Raw genomic sequence first — 18,221 nt, 5'->3', positions numbered from 1 at the left:
ACACCCCGCGGCTTGGTAGCCGTGGGGTGTGTCTAGCGTTGTTTTGGGAGACGATCAGTTTAACAGGTGTGGCGGGGTGTGTCTGTCAAGCGCCCGCGTCAGGCGCCCATGTCGAAGGTGTCGGGGTTGGGGCCCAGGCGGCCGGTCTGCGGAATGTGGGCGATGGCCTGCAAATCCTGCAGGTCCAACTCGAAATCGAACACGTCGAGGTTCTGCGCGATGCGCTCCGGGTTGCTCGAGCGCGGAATGACCACGTGCTGGTTCTGGATATGCCAGCGCAGGATGACTTGGGCAGCGCTCTTGCCATGCTTCTCGGCGATCTGCGACAGCACTGGTTGGGAGAGCAGGGCGCCGCCCTGGCCCAGGGGGCTCCACGACTCGGTGACGATGTTCAGGCCCTTGCAGAATTCGACCAGTTCGACCTGCGAGAAATCGGGGTGCAGTTCGATCTGGTTCACCGATGGCGTCACACCGGTATCGGCAATGATGTGCTGCAGGTGTTCGGGATGAAAGTTGGACACGCCGATGGAGCGCACGCGGCCTTCTTCCTGGAGCCGCACGAAGGCCTTCCAGGTGTCGCGGTAGGCGGCCTTCTTGGGCAGCGCCCAGTGGATGAGGTACAGGTCGAGCTGGTCCAGACCCAGTTTTTTCAGGCTGGCATCGAACGCGCGCAGGGTGCTGTCGTAGCCCTGGTCGGTGTTCCACAGTTTGGTGGTGATGAAGATCTCGTCGCGCGCCAGTCCGCTTTCGGCCACGGCGCGGCCGACGCCGGCCTCGTTGCCGTAGATCATGGCGGTGTCGATGTGCCGGTAGCCGGCCTTGAGGGCGGCCACGCTCGACGTGTAGGCCTGATCGTCATCGAGCTGCCAGACGCCCAGACCCAGTTGCGGGATCTGGATGCCGTCGTTGAGGGTGATCAAGGGTGCGTGTGGCATGGGAAGTTGCTCCTGATAGCGGTGAGTCGATGGGGATGTCGACCCGCCGCTACCCGGCATAGTTCACGACAATGGCGCTAGACGAAAAGCATCGCCGGCTGTTCCAGCAGGCGCTTGACCGCCTGGATGAAGCGTGCCGCGTCCATGCCGTCGACCACGCGGTGATCGAAGGAGCTGGAGAGGTTCATCATCTGTCGGATCGCGATCTGCCCATTGACGACCATGGGCCGTTCCACCACGCGGTTGACGCCGACGATGGCCACCTCGGGCCGGTTGATCACCGGTGTCGACGCGATGCCGCCCAGGGCACCCAGGCTGGTCAGGGTGATGGTCGAGCCGGACAGCTCGTTGCGCGCGGCCTTGCCACTGCGCGCAGCATGGGCCAGGCGGTTGATTTCCCCCGCCGTGAACCACAGGTCGGCAGCCTCGGCATGGCGCAGCACCGGCACCATCAAGCCATTCTCGCTCTGGGTGGCAATGCCCATGTGCACGGCGCCGTGGCGAGTGATGACCTGCTGTTGGTCGTCGTAGTGTGCGTTGATCTGCGGGAACTCGCGCAACGCCACGACCAGCGCCCGAATCAACAACGGCAGCAGGGTCAGCTTGCCGCGGCTTTCACCGAACTGCGCGTTGAGGTCGGCGCGCAGCGACAGCAGCGCGGTGACGTCGATCTCCTCGACATAGCTGAAATGCGCCACCTGCCGCGTGGCTTCCTGCATGCGCTGAGCGATCTTGCGACGCAGCCCGATGACCGGGATGCGTTCTTCGTCGATTCTCGGCGTGCCGGTTGCGGCCTGTTGCGCGGTGCGGCTGCCGCTCAGGAACGCGTCCAGGTCTGCGTGGCGAATGCGCCCGGCGGGGCCAGTGCCACGCAACCCTGCCAGGTCGACGCCTTCGTCGCGCGCACGTTGGCGCACGGCCGGCGAGGCCAAGGGGCGCGCGCTCGCTTCGGCGGCGGGTCTGTCGGGCGCGGCCGTGGCCACGGGCGCGGCTGTCAGGGGCGCGCTGGGCGAAACCGTCGCAGGAGCTACCACGACGTCGTCGCTTTCGTCCACGGCTACCGGGGTCTGGGCCTCGTGATGATTGCCGGTGCCCTGGACTTCGATGCGGATCAGCTCCGCGCCTACCGCCATGACTTCGCCCGGCACGCCGCCCAGGGCGACCACGGTGCCGGCCACCGAGCTGGGAATTTCCACGGTCGCCTTGTCGGTCATCACGTCGGCCAACACCTGGTCTTCACTGACGATATCGCCGACCTTGACGAACCATTCCACCAACTCGACCTGAGCAATGCCTTCGCCGATGTCCGGCATACGGATTACATGCGTGCCCATTCAGACCTCCATCACACGTTGCAAGGCAGCGCCGACACGCGCGGGGCCTGGGAAATAGGCCCATTCCTGGGCGTGCGGGTACGGCGTGTCCCACCCGGTGACGCGCTCGATGGGCGCCTCCAGATGGTGGAAGCAATGCTCCTGCACCAGCGCCACCAGCTCGGCGCCGAAGCCGCAGGTGCGCGTGGCTTCGTGGACCACCACGCAGCGTCCGGTTTTCTGCACCGAAGCAACGATGGTGTCCAGGTCCAGCGGCCACAGGCTGCGCAGGTCGATCACCTCGGCGTCGATCCCGGTTTCCTCGGCAGCGGTGACCGCCACGTAGACGGTGGTGCCGTAGGTCAGCACCGTGACGTCGCTGCCCGGTCGGACGATGGCGGCGCTGTCCAGCGGCACGGTGTAATAGCCTTCGGGCACCGCGCTGGCGGCGTGCTTGGACCACGGCGTCACGGGCCGGTCGTGGTGACCGTCGAAGGGGCCGTTGTAGAGTCGCTTGGGCTCCAGGAAGATCACCGGATCGTCGTTCTCGATCGCGGCAATCAGCAGTCCCTTGGCATCGTAGGGGTTGGACGGCATGACCGTGCGCAGGCCGCAGACCTGGGTGAAGATCGCTTCCGGACTCTGGCTGTGCGTCTGGCCGCCGTAGATACCGCCGCCGCAGGGCATGCGCACGGTCATCGGCGCACTGAACTGGCCGGCCGAGCGAAAACGCAGGCGCGCAGCCTCCGACGCCAGTTGATCGTAGGCCGGGTAGACGTAGTCGGCGAACTGGATCTCGGCCACCGGACGCAGGCCATAGGCGCCCATGCCGACCGCGATGCCGACGATGCCGCTCTCGGAAATCGGCGTGTCGAACACCCGCGAGCGCCCGTACTTGGCTTGCAACCCTTCGGTGCAGCGGAATACGCCACCGAAGTAGCCGATGTCCTGGCCGAACGCGACCACGTTGGGGTCGCGGTCGAGCATGACGTCCATGGCCGACCGGATGGCCTGGACCATGCTCATGATGGCAGTGCTGTTTGTTTTCTCGACCCGTGTTTCTGTAGGCATGTTCATGATGTCAGGCTCCCATCTGCTGACGTTGCCGGCGCAGATGCTCGGGCATGTCCTTGTACACGTCTTCGAAAATGGTCGCCGCGCTGGCGACCCGGCCACTGACCAGCGTGCCGAATTGTTCGGCCGCCTTCAGTGCGGCAATGACCTGCGCCTCGATCTCGCTTTCCAGCGCGGCGTGGCGTTCTTCGCTCCAGACGCCAGTGACGATCAGGTGCTGCTTGAGGCGGGCGATCGGATCGCCCAGCGGAAAGTGCTGCCAATCGTCGGCAGGGCGGTATTTGGAGGGGTCGTCGGAGGTCGAGTGGGGGCCGGAGCGGTAGGTGACCCATTCGATCAAGGTCGGACCGTGGTTGCGTCGGGCGCGCTCGGCGGCCCAGCGCGAGGCGGCGAACACCGCGAGGAAATCGTTGCCGTCCACGCGCAGCGAGGCAATCCCGCAGCCCACGCCACGTCCGGCGAAGGTCGTGGCCTCACCGCCGGCAATCCCTTGGAACGAGGAGATCGCCCACTGGTTGTTGACCACGTTGAGAATGACCGGCGCGCGGTAGACGTGGGCGAACGTCAAGGCCGTGTGGAAGTCGGCCTCGGCAGTGGAGCCGTCGCCGATCCACGCCGATGCAATCCGCGTGTCGCCCTGGATGGCCGAGGCCATGGCCCAACCCACCGCCTGAACGAACTGGGTGGCCAGGTTGCCGGAGATGCTGAAGAAGCCTTCGTCCTTGTACGAGTACATGACCGGCAACTGGCGGCCCTTGAGCGGGTCTTTCTCGTTGGAGAACAGCTGGCAGATCATGTCCACCAGCGGCAGCTTGCGCGCCATCAGGATGCTCTGCTGGCGGTAGGTGGGAAAGCACATGTCATCGGCGCGCAGCGCCAGCGCATGGGCGCTGCCAATCGCTTCTTCGCCCAGGCTCTGTATATAGAAGGACATTTTCTTCTGGCGCTGGGCAACCACCATCCGCGTGTCGTAGATGCGCGTGGTCAGCATGGCGCGCAAGCCGTCGTGCAGCACCTGTTCGGGAATGTCCTCGGCCCACGGTCCCTGCGCCTGGCCGTGTTCGTCGAGCACCCGGACCAGGCTTGCGGCCAGGTCGGCGGTCGCCTGCGGGTCGACGTCGACGGCGGGCTTGCGTACGGTGCCTGCGGCGCTCAGCTGCAGGTAGGAGAAGTCGGTCTTGCAGCCGGGACGGCCGCTGGGTTCAGGCACATGAAGCCTGAGGGGAAGATAGTCGTTCACGTCGTCACTACCCTTGATCTTGTTGTTGTGGGTGCAGCGTCAGGGTTGAGTCTAGTCGGCCTTCATCGGCGGCTCGGAACTTATGCTACGGCCCGGAGCGGGCGAAATTTTGCTGAAAACCAGGCGTGGTGCTGGCCTCGGTGCATGAATCATGCGCCAGGACGGCGAAATCACGGTCGTTCATGCAGCTTCGTATCGACGGATTCGCACGACCCGGAAACGCAAAAACCCGCCGAGGCGGGTTCTTGTGGTTGCAGCGTTGAGCGTGTCAGCCCAGGACGGCTTCGGCGCCCGTGAACAGCGGCTGTGCGGCCGAGCGGCCAGTCACCAGGGACAGGTCCTCAACCAGGATGCGTGTGCCCCGGCGTTGTTGCAGCACGATGTCCAGCGCGCGGCTAGGCTGCAGATCGACGTCGTCGAAGGTGATCATCTGGCCCGGTTCGACGGCGCGTTTCATGACAGCGTGGCTCATCAGGCCGATCGGTACGTGGTCTTCGTGACGGTCGATGATCACGCTCTCGCCGCGCAGCTGGAAACCGCCGATGCCACGGCTGATCAGCTCGCCTGCCGGCATGGCATGCTTGGCGATGGCGGCGACGCCAACGGTAGGGTTGGTCGAGTTGTTCAGCAGAATGCCGCCGCCGTTGAGTACGCGACGCAGCGTCTTGCCGACTTCCAGCGAACACAGGTGGAAAGGACGCAGCAGGGCATAGTAGGGGCCCGCACCCAGTTTCAGGTACTGCAGCGCCTGGCTTTGCACGCGGTCATGCCGACCGACCAGGAACACGCCGCCGGCCGCGTAGCCGCTGGGGATCACGTAGTCGACGATCGACTGGCCCAGACCGTCGGCGAGGGCGCCCAGTATGGCCGAGCTTTCGTCGAGGTTGGTCGAAGGCAGGCCTTCCATGCCCTGACGGGTAATGGTCGCGCCGAAACCGTTGGCCACCAGCGCCTGTTCGATCTGCACCTTGGTGCCATCGGTGAACGAGGTGGTCTGCTCGATGCTGATGCCCTGGCGGGACGACCAGTAGGCCATGTCCTCGTGGCTCGGGTTGTGGTTCAGGTAACCCTTCATGTTGCCGTACACCAGCGGTTCGAAGCCCATCATGATGGCCTCTTCACGCAGTGCCGCCAGCGAGCCTGGTTGATCGCCTTCGGCTTCGGTGATGAAACCCTTGCCTGCCAGGTACGAACCGGTGGTCACCTGCAGCTCGGCGTTGACGGTGATGACCCGCAGACCGGCACTGAAAGCGCGCTCGATCACCACGGTGCCGTGGCACACATCGCCGCTGCATTCGATGATCAGATCACTGTGGTCGATCAAGTCGTCGAGCGAGTTGGTGAGTACGCCGTCCAACGGAAAATTCGCCAGCTCACGCACCGGGCGACGGGTCAGGACCCGCGTCACCTGTACGTCCTTGTAATGTTTGGCCAGAAGCAGAACCAGCGCGCGTGCAATCATGCCGGTACCGCTAACACCAATTCTGGTAACAGTCGTTTTGTCCATGGGGCGCACTCTCGAAAAGTTGAACAGCAGGAAACAGCTAGGCACAGCAGGCCGTCCGCGATCCTTGGTCAGGGACGGCGCCTGGGTTGTGCAGGTCCATCAGGGCAAAGCAAAATCGGGGTGGAACATCATCAGCGCAGCGGGAACGTCGAACTCATGCCCAGCTTCGAGTTCTCGCCGTCATGAATGGCCCGCTGCAGCAGCGCCAGGCGATCCTGGGCGTTGCGGCGACGAGCGAAGTAAGTCAGCAGCGAATTGAAAATCTTGCGGTTCAGGCGGTACATCAGCGGCGATGCCAGCCACACGTGTTTGTCGAACCAGGCCTGGTTGCGCGCCGAGTAGTAGGCGCGGAAGTCCGAGTTGCCCAGCAGGAACGATTCATAGATGTTGCGAGTGTTGGCCTTGTTGTTCCAGGAGTCCTCGAGCTCGTCGATGACCGCCTCGGTGAGCAGATAGAGGTGCCCGCCGTTGGCCGTGATACGCCGGGTGTATTCGGTATCGTCCACGTACAGGACCAGTTCGCGGCGCGGCACGCCGATGCTTTCGTACAGGCTGCGATGGCCGAGCATGCCGCCATAGGGCGCGAAGGGCAGGCTGAGCATGGCCGCCGGCTTGCTGCGACGCTTGCCCCAGGGCCGACGACGCCACAGTTTGTAGGGTATCTGCGCAACGTGGAAACCGAAGTAGCTCGAAGGCCTTTGCGTGGCGAAACGCAGGGGCACGCCCTGGGCGATGTCCTCCTGTTGGCCTGGACGAAAACCCAGCACCGCAACCTGACTGCTGCCGTGCACGCCTTCCAGGCGCTTGAGTTCTGCATGCAGCAACTCCACAGCGGCCGGCGTCGGCGTGTTGTCGTCGTCCATCATCCAGATGTATTCGGCGCCATTGGCCAGCGCGGCTTCTATGCCCACTGCGTAACCGTTGGCCGAACCGCTGTTTTCCGCCAGCTGTATGACCCGCACGCGTCCCGGCCAGCGTTCGGCGAGCTCGTCCACCGGCGCGGTCGCGGCGTTGCTGACGATCAGCACTTCGTCGATTTCGGCAAAGCTCAAGGCATCGCCGACCAATTGTTCGAGGTAACCCAGGCGATCGCCATAGGTGACGGTGACGATGGTCGTCCCCTCTTTGGGGCTCTTTTGCGCACCCGAGAACACTTCGAGGTAGGAGTAGCCGTCAATCAGGATTGTCGAGTGTTGTTGCCGAGTATCGACCATGTGGCTGCCTTCGCTTGAAAAGAGGAGGGGGTTTGCACCGCCTATTGGTTAATGCTGTTTTCCGCATGCTGCAGCGGAGCGCATTGGAACGAATTTCAAACGAGGCGAAAACTCTGCATGTTCTGTACTTGTGCTCGACATTCTTGTGCCCCATTCCATTTCGAGTTCAACTTTTTCAATTCGGATCCGTCAATCAGAATCCGTCAATCAGAAGTTAAAGCTACCGCCGGTCCATGCATCGCAGTGGGCTTGGTTTTTCATTTGTAAGAACGGCGCTTTCACCAGAACCGGCTAGACGCTCTTCTTGCCTTCGGAAAGTCTCTGGAACGAGGTTTCATGGGCGTTGAAGCGAATTTAAGGGGGTGCTGGCATGTAAGTCAATGCAACGAATCATGATTTTTGACAAAAATTTTACATTTGCCCGTTGTTTTACGTAAGTCATTGATTTATATGGTAGTCAATGTTCTGTCGCCGCCATATGTCAAGAATCCGTGCGCCAAATCAGGCGCGTCAAAAAACTAATTGGCTGTATTTCAACGGCTTTAACAGGGCGGCTTGCAAGAAGAACTATCTTCTTGGGGTAAGACTTGCGTGGCGCATAAGTTTGCGACATTCTTCATTCCGTTCGTCAGGGGCAGTGAACTTTCTTCACGCCCTGTTAATAGTATCGTTTTCTTACCGTCCCTTTTCATCACTCTGCCATTGGCCAGACATGAATGTGGGGCGTCTGGCCGTGTGCGCATCTGGACGACCGCTTGTTTCGAAAAGACTTTTCAATGTCGCGCCACGCGTGGGGTATTACCGATGTTGTTCAACTCGATGGTATTCATCGCCGGATTTCTGCCGGTGGTCTTGCTGTGTTTCTTTCTGCTTGCCGGAACGGGGCGCAAACGCCTCGCAGCCATATGGCTGACCTTGGCGTCCCTGGTGTTCTACGGCTGGTGGAACCCCGCCAACGTGCCTTTGCTGCTGGGCAGCATTGCCTTCAACTACGTGCTGGCCGGGCAACTGCTGCGTACGCGTTCCAAGACACTGTTGATCATCGGTGTCTCCGTCAACCTGGGGTTGCTGCTGTATTTCAAATACACCGGTTTTCTGTTTGGCAACATCAACGAAGCGTTCGGTCTGGGCTGGACACTGCAGAACATCACCCTGCCGCTGGCCATCTCGTTCTTTACCTTTCAGCAGATTGCCTATCTGGTCGATACCCATGACGGCGAAGTGGTTGAACATGACTTCGTCAATTACTGCCTGTTCATCACTTTTTTCCCGCATCTGATTGCCGGCCCCATCACGCATCACCGGGAAATGCTCGAGCAGTTTCGCCATGGCGACAACTTCCGCCCGCAGTTGGTCAACCTGTCCATTGGCGCCAGTATCTTTCTGATGGGGCTGTTCAAGAAAGTCATCATGGCCGACCCCATGGGTGAAAAGGCCGCTCCGGTATTCGCCCTGGCCGCAGATGGAACCGTCCCGGCCCTGCACGAGGCCTGGATCGGCGCACTGAGTTACACCCTGCAGATCTACTTCGACTTTTCCGGCTACACCGACATGGCCATCGGCCTGGGCCTGCTGTTCGGCATCAGCCTGCCCGCCAACTTCAACAGCCCGTTCAAGGCACGCAACGTCATCGACTACTGGTCGCGCTGGCACATGACCCTGACCCGCTTTCTCACCAGCTACATCTACAACCCGATCGTGCTGCGCATGGCCCGTCGACGCATGGCGGCAGGATTGCCGATGCCCAAGCGCGGCAAGATGAGCCTGGGTACGTTCTGCATGGTGGTGGCCTATCCGACCGTGCTGACCATGTTCATTTCCGGCGTGTGGCACGGCGCAGGCTGGCAGTTCGTAGCCTTTGGCCTAGTGCACGGCTTCTACCTGGTGGTGGCGCACGGCTGGCGCGCCTGGAAGGCTCGCCGGGGCTGGGCGGTGGACAGTGACCGCTGGCTGCACCGGATACCGGCGGTGCTGCTGACCTTCACCTGCGTCGTGGTGGCCATGGTGTTCTTCCGCGCGCCGACCCTGGCCAGTGCCCTGGCCATACTCGCCGGCATGCTGGGCTTGAGCGAGCTGCCGACGCAGTTGGCGGCCAACCACCTGCGCAGCTTGATCATGATCGCGGCGCTGCTGGCGTTCGTCTGGACGCTGCCGAACATCCAGCAGTGGATGGGCCATTTCCGCACCGCCCTCAACGCCAGGCCCGAGCTTCACTGGCTGCAGCGTCGGGTGCCGGCCAGTGCCTGGCAACCCAGCGCCGCCGTGGGCATGGGCATCGGCGTGCTGGGCTTCTTCGCGCTGGCCACGGCGTTCTCGGTTGCTCCCAGCGAATTCCTCTACTTCCAGTTCTGATCAATCAACCCGTTCTGATCAACCAAAAGGTGTCGACCATGGAACAGCTAGCCTGGCTTGCCCAACACCCCGACCTGGGTGCGGCGATCTCTCACGCCAAGTCGCTGAGCGATCCTCTGGAACGTCTGCGCGAAACGGCGAGGCTGGCCGCCTACCGCCGCGATTTCACCCAGACGCTGCGTCTGGATCGCCTGGCGCAGCGGGGTATCGAGGTGCTTGCCGGCGAAGGTGAACAGGCGGTACCGGGCTTCACTGCGTTGCGCATGGCCGTGCTGGCGTCGCATACCGTCGACCATCTGCTGCCGGCTATCCGCGTCGCCGCGCTGCAGCGTGAGGTGGGCGTGTCGGTGTACCTGGCCCCCTACGGCCAGTATCGCCAGGCCCTGCTCGCGGATGACCCCGCCTTGAAGGCATTTGCCCCGCAGGTCATTCTGCTCGCCCTGGACGGCATGGATTCGCCACCCAGCTGCGCCCTGCGTGCCAGTGCCGAAGAGGCCGAAAACGCTGTGCAGGCGCGGGTGGAAGAACTGCGCCTGCTGTGGCGCCAGGCCCGTGCGCGCTACGCTGCGCAGGTCATCCAGCAAACCCTGGTGCCCGCCGCCCCGGCGTTGTTCGGTCACTTCGACGCATTGGTACCCGGTTCGCCGCGCGCCTTGCTCGAACGGCTCAATAACGAGATTCGCCGTGCCGCCCGCGAAGACGGCGTGCTGCTCTTGGACCTGGCCTGGAGCGCGGCCGGTGGCCAGTACGGCGACGGCCTGGCCAACCCGGTTCGCTGGCATCAGGCCAAGCAACTGGTGAGTCCGATCTGGGCTCCGCTGTACGGCGACCAACTGGCGCGCATCGCTGCGGCGGTGGTCGGTCGCTCGCGCAAGTGCCTGGTGCTGGACCTGGACAACACCCTGTGGGGCGGCGTGGTGGGTGACGACGGCGTCGACGGCCTGTACCTGGGGCAGGGCAGTGCTACCGGTGAAGCCTTCCTTGCCTTTCAGCACTACGCGGCACAGCTGGCGCGCCGCGGTGTGATCCTGGCGGTGTGCAGCAAAAACGACATGCGCGTGGCCGAAGCCGCATTCGACCATCCGGAAATGGCTCTGAAGCGCAGCGACATCGCCGCCTTCGTGGCCAACTGGGACGACAAGGCGAGCAACCTGCGGCGCATCGCCGAGCAGTTGAACATCGGCCTGGACAGCCTGGTGTTCGTCGACGACAACCCTGCCGAACGCGACATCGTGCGCCGCGAACTGCCCCAGGTGGCAGTGCCGGAGCTGCCCGATGACGTTGCCGACTACCCGGCGCGAGTGGCCGCGGCGGGTTACTTCGAGGCCATTGCCTTCACCGCCGATGACAGCGCCCGTGCCCAGACCTACCGGGCCAACGACGAGCGCCACGCGGCGATGGGCCAGGCCACCGACATGGCCGGTTACCTCAAGGGCCTGGAAATGGTCATGCAGGCCCGGCCCATAGGTGCTGCGGAGCTTGCTCGGGCGACGCAACTGATCAACAAGACCAACCAGTTCAACCTCAGCACGCGGCGCTACAGCGAGGTGCAGGTGCAGCAGATGGCCGACACCCCGGGCGCGGTCGCCTTGAGCCTGCGCCTGACCGACAAATTCGGCGACAACGGTCTGATCAGCGTGGTTCTGGCGCGCCCCGACACGAGCTGCGCCGACGACGAGCTGTTCATCGACACCTGGCTGATGAGCTGCCGCGTGCTGGGGCGCCAGGCCGAACAGGCGGCCCTGCAGGTACTTGCCCAACACGCCGCCACCGCCGGCTACAGCGCATTGATCGGCGAATACCGCCCCAGCGAGCGCAACGCAATGGTCGCCGACCATTATCCGCAACTGGGTTTCGTCCACGCACCGAATCCCGATGTCGGTTCGCCTGCCACGCTGTGGCGTTACCCACTGACCGCGTCTTCCACCTTCAACCATCATATCGAGATCCGCCATGACTGAAACCACCACCGTGTTGCACGAACTGACCGACCTGTTCCGTGACCTGTTCGATGACGAAAGTCTGCTGCTGAGCAGCGACACCACGGCCGATCAGGTCGAGGGTTGGGACAGCCAGATGCACGTGACGCTGATCGTTGCCGCCGAGCAGCGCTTCGGCATCAAGTTCCGCACGGCGGAGCTGGAGTCGTTGCGCAACGTCGGCCAATTCACCCAATTGATCGAAAGCAAACTTTCCGGGAGTTGACCGATGCAACCGACCGCACAGCCACACGCATCGCCGCCTGCGGGCGCCGCGATGGGCCCTGCCTACCTGATCTGGGTGGGTGTCGGGCTGTTCGGCAGTCTGGCGCTGTTTGCCGGCTTGATTCTGGGGCTGCGCGCCACTGGCAACCTACCGCCGCCGGCGTTTTCCAACAGCCTGTGTGCGGACGAAAAGCTTTCATTCATGCGTGAGCATCCCGCGCAGACGCCAAACCTGCTGGTGGTAGGCTCGTCGGTCGCATGGCGGCATTTCGACGGCCAGACCGTTGCCGACAAGGCACCTGGGGTAAGGCCGCTCAACGGTGCGTTCTGCGGACTGCGCGCCAATCAGGCGGTGTACGTCGCCAACTGGCTGCTGGACCGCGAAACCACCGTCGAGCAAGTGCTGATGATCGTCGACCCGTTGGATTTCGCTGGTTGCAGCACGGTCGCCGCGGCTGTGTTCGACCGCCGCGATGCCGATGCCTACGTGTATGGACACGGCTCCGCCTGGCTGCCCTACATGCGCTATTTCACCCCCGGCTCGCTGCTGCGCAACGCGCGTACGGTCAAGGCGCAGCGGGCCGGGCAGGTCGAGTTCGACCCGTTGGTGTTCAACCGTTACGGCGACGGGCCGCTGGACACCCGCAACTCGCGCGCGCTGCTGTACGGCCAGCCCGACGCGCTCGACCCGACTTGCTTTGCAGCGCTCGACAGCCTGGCGCAGCGCCTCCAGCGCGAGGGGCGCCCGCTGACCGTGGTAGCAACCCCATTGCATCCGCAGTGGAAGGCCGAACACGATGGCGACGGTCGCCTGCTGGCCGCGTTCGACAGCGCACTGCGCCAGACCCTGGAGCGCAGTGGCGCACGCTTGTGGAACGCCGATACCGAATACCGGGTCAGCGAAGCGGCCTTCGTCGATGCTATCCACCTGCGCTGGAGCGCGGCGCAGACGCTGTCCGTCGACCTTGCAGCGCACCTGGCACCGGTCGCGGAGGTGGCGGTGGTGCAACGCCAGTAGCAGTCGCCGTCGGTTGTTGGAAGGAGGGGCGGACGCTGAAAATAATCGTTCAAATACCGCTGAAACGTTAAAAACCTGTCACCTCCAGGCCCTGTTAGTCTGCCCGTAAGCACCTCACGGACAGCTGCACCATGAAGGCTTGGGTCGTTCCCCTGATCGCGCTGTGCTGCAGCGCTTCGCTCGACGCTCGGACGCTGGCGTTGACCGAGGGCGAGCGCGCCTGGATTCGTGACCACCCGGTGGTGGAGTATGCGGTGGACCCCTACTGGCCCATCGAGTACGTGGAAAATGGCCAGCACCAGGGGCTGACCCGCGACTACATCGATCATATCCAGCGCACCACCGGCCTGCGCCTGGTCCGCGTGCCCAGCCCCGACTGGCAGACGACGCAGCAATCCCTGGCCAGCGGCCGGCTGATGCTGGCCTCGGCAGTGTCCGAGCGTTTGCTCAGCGCCCAGCCACGCAGCCAGCTGTTGTTGAGCCAGCCGTATTTCTTTGGCGCGACGGTGGCGATCACCCGCGCCGGCAAGCCCATGCTCTTCACTGCCAGCCGGCTGGCGGGGCAGACTGTCGCGGTGAAAGGCGGTGGTGGCTATGAACACTACCTTCGCCAGCACCATCCCGACGTTCGCCTGCTGTTGCTCGGTGATGCCGAACAGGCCTTGGCCGCAGTGGCCGAACAACGCGCCGACGTGGCAATCGGTCTGGACGTCGTGCTGCAACCGGTATTGCGCCGCAAGTACGCCGGTCGCCTGCACCTGGCTGGCGTGGTGGCCGACATGCCGGTGGTGCTGGCCATGGGCGTGACACCCAGCGAGCCGCTGTTGCGCGCCATCGTCGACAAGGCGCTGGGCAGCCTTACCTCCAAGGCCACCGATGATATCTATGACCGTTGGCTGGCGCAGACCGATTTCGGCGCACCCACTTGGCAGACCTTGGCGCAGTATTACTGGCTGGAAATCGTCGCCGGGGTCGGGCTGTTGCTGCTGCTCGCCACCTTGGCCCGCCGCGCCCGCGTGGCGCAGCGGCGCGCGCAACGCAGCGAGCGGCGCATGGCGCGTTTCCTGGCCATGCTCGGCCACGAGATTCGCACGCCGATGAATGCAGTGCTGTCGGCCATCGAACTGTTGTCGCGCAGCCATCTGGGTGTCCGTGAACAGCAGTGGGTTGGCCTGGCCAACGATTCGGCCGTGAATCTGTTGGAGCTGCTCGACGACATTCTGGAGATCACCCGCCTGGATGCCGGCGCGGTGCAGTTGCACCTGCAGCCTACCGACGTGGCCGCACTGGGCCGCAGCGTTGCCGAGCTGTACCGCCTCGAGGCCGAGCGTAAAGGCTTGATCCTGGATTACCGCGCGGTGGGGTTCGATCACAGGTTGCTCAGGATCGACCGCCTGCGGGTGCGGCAGATTCTCACCAACCTGCTCTCCAATGCGGTCAAGTTCACTCACCGCGGCCAGGTCAGCCTGGCCCTCGAATGCCGCTCCACGGCCGATGGCGCAAGCGGATGGCTCGAGATCCGCGTCAGCGACAGTGGTGTCGGCATCGCGCCGGATCGCCAGAACGATGTGTTCGAAGCATTCACCCAGGCCAATGGCAGCACTGCAGAGCGCTACGGTGGCAGTGGGCTGGGTCTGGCCATCTGCCGCGAGCTGATCCAGCTCATGGGTGGCAGCATCGCCCTGCGCAGCGAAGTGGGCAGCGGCACCGTAATCAGCTGCCGTTTGCCGGTGGCGCTGCAAGCGCTGTCGCCGACACTGGCTGCAGCCTCGCCTCCCGCTTCGGCGGAAACATCGGTGGCGCTGCGCAAGACGGTGCTGGTGGTCGAAGACCATGTGCTCAACCAGCGCGTCATCGTCCAGCAACTGGATATGCTGGGCTACCGCTGCGAGGTGGTCGGGAGCGCAACCCAGGCTTTGCGCGCAATCAGTGTGCATGACGGCCTGGGGCTGGTATTGCTGGATTGCCAGCTGCCGGACCTCGATGGCTACGAATTGGCCCGAAAGATCCGGCAAATGCCGGGCAGCCATGGGCACGTCCCCATCGTTGCGATTTCCGCCGCCAGCGATCCCGAACACGTGCAACGCTGCTATGCCAGTGGCATGAACGATGTACTGCTCAAGCCTTTGCAGTTGGCGGAGCTTGCGCGGGTCTGCAGCCAATTCCTGAGGGTCGCCGAGCGATCGGTGGCGCCGCTTGCGCCGGCACTCGATGCAGCCACCCGGCGAACGCTCGAGCAGCTTCTGGTAACGACCTGTCGAGACGATTTGCGCGAGCTGACCCAGGCGTTGCACGAGCAGCGCCGGCAGGTGGCCGTGGGCCTGGCCCATCGCATGGAAGGGGCTGCGCGCATGGCCGGCGCACTGCCGCTGGCCGAAGCCGCAGAGCACCTGCGGCAGCGCCTGGAGATGACGCCGCCGCCGCGCGACGACTGGCAGCCTTGGGTGGATAAGGTGTACCGGGCACTGGAGGACGTCGAGAAGCTGCCATCGCCCTGAGCTTGTCCGAACCTGGTGCTCGCGAATTGATTCTGCAGACCTGTAAGTGCTAACATTGGCTCTGTAGATCAAAAAAGGGCTTGACCATGACTGCCTCGCTGCAAACCGCCGAGTTCACCCGCGACCAATGCGTGGCCGGTCTGCGCACCGCCTTGCGCATTCTGGACAAATGGCACGCGTCGAGCGAGCAGGCCTGCAAGATCCTGCGTATCTCGCGCAGCACCTACAGCCGCGGCCGGCAGGGCGATGCGCAATGGTCCGTGAGCCTGGACATGGACCAGATGCATCGCATCAGCTTCGTGCTCAATATCCACGCGGCCCTGCGCACGATTTTCGACAACCCGGAAAACGTCTATGGCTTTGCCAGCATGGAGAACGCCAACGCCTTCTTCAACGGCCGTAAACCGCTTGAGGTGATGGCCCAGGGCGATTTCATCTCGCTCTACGAAACCTTTCGCCGCGTGGACGCGTTGCGTGGCGCGCAATGGTGACGGCGGCTCGATTGCCTATCGTGGCCGGTGCACCCGTGCAGGCCTATCGCCTGGTGAACTCGCGGTTTCCGCCCATCGCGCTGTTCGACGATGTCGCCGATGCCGACGAGTTCGACATGCTCTATCGGCTTCAGGCACTGACCAACCCCAGGCTGCAGAACGAGGTCGGCGCGCTGCAGTTGATTGCCCTGGATCAGATTCCGTTCGGTATCGTGGGTTGCTCCTACGCCACGGCGCCGTTCACCCATGTGAATGCCGATGGCTCGCGCTTCAGTGATGGCAGCTATGGGGTGCTGTACCTGGCCGATACGGTGGAGACGGCGATTGTCGAGGTGCACCACCATCAAAACCGCTACTGGGCGAAGGTAGCCGGCTTGAACTACGAGCGTTTCGTCTTCCGCAGCCTGGTCTGCGACTTCAATGATGCCGCCTGCCGGGATGCCACCGGACTGTCGTTGCAAGATGCGATCTATGAACCGGACGACTACAGCGCCGCCAATGCGCTGGGTGCGCAAGTTCGGCAACTGGGCGCGATGGGCCTGCTCTACCATTCGGTACGCTCGCCGGGCAACCATTGCTGGGCGTTAATGACGCCCAGGCCTGTTGCCTCGATCATTCAGGCGGGGCACTACGAAATGATCTGGAACGGTGGGATTACCAGCGTCAACCGGATCTCCAATCCCTAGCGGTCTACCGCTCGCCCGTCTTGCGCCCAGTCAAGTTGAACCCGTGCTGAGCTACCGGGCTCTGAACAGACACTGTTTTCAATCCCACGGGTGATGCATGATCCAGATCAACAGCTATACCACCGTCAAGCGTCGACCACGGGTGCCGCACGACATATTCGCCCACTACTGGCGCGACGTGCACGGTCCGCTGTGTGCGCGGCTACCGGGGTTGGGCCTGTACATCCAGCACCATCTGTCCCGCGAGCAGGATGCCCACCTCTGGCCGCTGGCCGAAGGCATCCAGGAAATCAGCGACTACGAACTCGACGGCGGCGTGGAAATCGGCTTCCTGTCTGCGGCTGACCAGAAGCAGTTCCAGGACGCCAGCTCGCTGTTGTTCAGCGATGAACAGAACATGTTCGAGGAAACCCTGGCCTATGACCTGCCCGAGGGCTCGATCAATCTGCTCAACCGCACCGGCGATGAAGTGATGAATGGCCTGGATCAGGCCGACCGCATTCATTTGCACCTGAGTCCGCGCGGTACGTTGGAGAGCCTGCATCAGTACCTGCGCGACGAACTGGGCCCGCTGCTCGCAGCCAGTGATGCGGTGCTCAAGGTGCGCCTGCACCTGTGTGCGCCGTTCGACAACGACGGCATGCATCCGCCTGCCCCGGATGTGGCGCACAAGGCGACGCCGGTGCGGGAACAGCTGGCCGTGCTGGAGATCGCGTTCCTCAGCCCGCTGGCGCGTCGCCAGTTTTTCCAGAGTGACGAGTTCCAGCAATCGCAGACCGAGCAGGCTCGGCACATTGCCCAGCTCAAGGCGTTCGCCGTGTCGGGGGTGTACACGTATGTCCATGACGGCAAGATCACCACGGCCGGCCTGCGGGGCAGCCGTGCGGCGGAATTGATCGATTACCTGGGCGCTACCAACCAGCTGACTGCGGATGTAAGCGCGTTGTTCGTGCAGCATTCGAGCTGATACCCCAACCCCGGATATACAAAAGCTCCCCCTCGGCCACACGCCGGGGGGAGCTTTTTTTTGCCTTACTTGTTGGCCAGCGCCGAGTAGCTGTTCATCAGGTTGCGGTAGTTGGGAATGCGCTGGGACAGCAGGTTGCCCAGGCCTTCGATATCGTTGCGCCAGTCGCGATGCAGCTCGCAGGCTACCGAGAACCAGTTCATCAACTGTGCGCCCGCCGCTGACATACGTGCCCAGGAAGCCTGCTGCACGGTGTGGTTGAAGGTACCGGAAGCATCGGTGACCACGAACACCTCGAAACCTTCGGCCAGTGCCGACAGGGTCGGGAACGCGACGCAAACGTCGGTGACCACGCCTGCGATGATGATCTGCCGGCGGCCGGTGGCCTTGATCGCAGCGACGAAGTCTTCGTTGTCCCAGGCGTTGATCTGGCCGGGCCGCGCAATGTAGGGCGCGTCCGGGAACATCTCCTTGAGCTCTGGCACCAGCGGCCCGTTCGGGCCCTGTTCGAAGCTGGTGGTGAGGATGGTCGGCAGCTCGAAGAACTTGGCCAGGTCGGCCAGGGCCAGAACGTTGTTCTTGAACTCGTTCGGCGTAAAGTCCTGCACCAACGAAATCAAGCCGGTTTGATGGTCGACGAGCAGAACTACGGCATCGTCTTTGTTCAGGCGGTTGTAGGTCGTGTGGGTCATGGTCGGGTCCTCTCGGTTCGCTGGGGGTGT

The 18,221-nt window shown here is 63.3% G+C and carries 15 protein-coding genes; 8 read left to right on the top strand and 7 right to left on the bottom strand.

The annotated features are described in order from the left end of the window. Nucleotides 1-98 precede the first annotated feature (98 nt). From IFT57_RS12490 to IFT57_RS12465, 6 genes are all read right to left on the bottom strand, one after another. A complete protein-coding gene (locus tag IFT57_RS12490) occupies nt 99-935 on the bottom strand; it encodes an aldo/keto reductase (RefSeq protein WP_192151589.1) in 837 nt (278 codons plus the stop codon). Between the two features lie 77 nt (nt 936-1,012). Then, a complete protein-coding gene (locus tag IFT57_RS12485) occupies nt 1,013-2,269 on the bottom strand; it encodes a dihydrolipoamide acetyltransferase family protein (RefSeq protein ID WP_192151588.1) in 1,257 nt (418 codons plus the stop codon). Then, on the bottom strand, nt 2,270-3,319 hold the full coding sequence (locus tag IFT57_RS12480; protein WP_192151857.1) for an alpha-ketoacid dehydrogenase subunit beta: 1,050 nt from the start codon (nt 3,317-3,319) through the stop codon (nt 2,270-2,272). A 10-nt stretch (nt 3,320-3,329) separates the two neighbouring features. Further along, nucleotides 3,330-4,562: a thiamine pyrophosphate-dependent enzyme gene (locus tag IFT57_RS12475; protein ID WP_192151587.1), complete on the bottom strand. Its 1,233-nt coding sequence runs from the start codon at nt 4,560-4,562 to the stop codon at nt 3,330-3,332. A 268-nt stretch (nt 4,563-4,830) separates the two neighbouring features. Further along, nucleotides 4,831-6,024 (bottom strand): NAD(P)-dependent oxidoreductase, encoded by a 1,194-nt coding sequence (locus tag IFT57_RS12470; RefSeq protein ID WP_244650957.1) that lies wholly within the window; start codon nt 6,022-6,024, stop codon nt 4,831-4,833. 176 nt (nt 6,025-6,200) lie between these two features. Next, entirely contained in the window at nt 6,201-7,283 is a 1,083-nt protein-coding gene (locus IFT57_RS12465; protein WP_122797505.1) for a glycosyltransferase, read from the bottom strand. An 804-nt stretch (nt 7,284-8,087) separates the two neighbouring features. Between IFT57_RS12465 and IFT57_RS12460 the strand changes: the two genes are divergently transcribed. The 8 genes from IFT57_RS12460 (at nt 8,088) to IFT57_RS12425 (ending at nt 17,499) form a co-directional block, all read left to right on the top strand. Further along, nucleotides 8,088-9,635, top strand: coding sequence for an MBOAT family O-acyltransferase (locus IFT57_RS12460; RefSeq protein ID WP_192151586.1), 1,548 nt, complete (start codon nt 8,088-8,090; stop codon nt 9,633-9,635). Between the two features lie 38 nt (nt 9,636-9,673). After that, nucleotides 9,674-11,596, top strand: a complete 1,923-nt coding sequence (locus IFT57_RS12455) for an HAD-IIIC family phosphatase (RefSeq protein ID WP_192151585.1) — start codon at nt 9,674-9,676, stop codon at nt 11,594-11,596. Further along, a complete protein-coding gene (locus IFT57_RS12450) occupies nt 11,589-11,840 on the top strand; it encodes an acyl carrier protein (RefSeq protein ID WP_192151584.1) in 252 nt (83 codons plus the stop codon). Before IFT57_RS12455 ends, IFT57_RS12450 begins: the two co-directional genes overlap by 8 nt. 3 nt (nt 11,841-11,843) lie before the next feature. Further along, on the top strand, nt 11,844-12,857 hold the full coding sequence (locus IFT57_RS12445) for a hypothetical protein (RefSeq protein WP_192151583.1): 1,014 nt from the start codon (nt 11,844-11,846) through the stop codon (nt 12,855-12,857). A gap of 131 nt (nt 12,858-12,988) precedes the next feature. Further along, the gene (locus tag IFT57_RS12440; protein WP_192151582.1) at nt 12,989-15,355 is read left to right on the top strand and encodes an ATP-binding protein; all 2,367 of its coding nucleotides are present in this window, start codon (nt 12,989-12,991) and stop codon (nt 15,353-15,355) included. A gap of 86 nt (nt 15,356-15,441) precedes the next feature. After that, nucleotides 15,442-15,846 carry an antitoxin Xre-like helix-turn-helix domain-containing protein gene (locus IFT57_RS12435; protein ID WP_192151581.1) on the top strand — a complete coding sequence of 135 codons (405 nt, stop codon included), beginning with the start codon at nt 15,442-15,444 and terminating at the stop codon, nt 15,844-15,846. After that, nucleotides 15,840-16,532 carry an RES family NAD+ phosphorylase gene (locus IFT57_RS12430; protein WP_192151580.1) on the top strand — a complete coding sequence of 231 codons (693 nt, stop codon included), beginning with the start codon at nt 15,840-15,842 and terminating at the stop codon, nt 16,530-16,532. Before IFT57_RS12435 ends, IFT57_RS12430 begins: the two co-directional genes overlap by 7 nt. 97 nt (nt 16,533-16,629) lie before the next feature. Then, nucleotides 16,630-17,499, top strand: coding sequence for an EthD domain-containing protein (locus tag IFT57_RS12425; protein WP_192151579.1), 870 nt, complete (start codon nt 16,630-16,632; stop codon nt 17,497-17,499). Nucleotides 17,500-17,564: 65 nt separating this feature from the next. Here IFT57_RS12425 and ycaC read toward each other — a convergent pair whose 3' ends face one another. Further along, on the bottom strand, nt 17,565-18,191 hold the full coding sequence (gene ycaC, locus IFT57_RS12420) for an isochorismate family cysteine hydrolase YcaC (protein WP_122477968.1): 627 nt from the start codon (nt 18,189-18,191) through the stop codon (nt 17,565-17,567). Nucleotides 18,192-18,221: the final 30 nt, after the last annotated feature.

Source organism: Pseudomonas sp. CFBP 13719, assembly GCF_014842095.1.
In the GTDB taxonomy this organism is placed as follows: domain Bacteria; phylum Pseudomonadota; class Gammaproteobacteria; order Pseudomonadales; family Pseudomonadaceae; genus Aquipseudomonas.
This window is presented reverse-complemented; position numbering and strand designations above follow the sequence as displayed.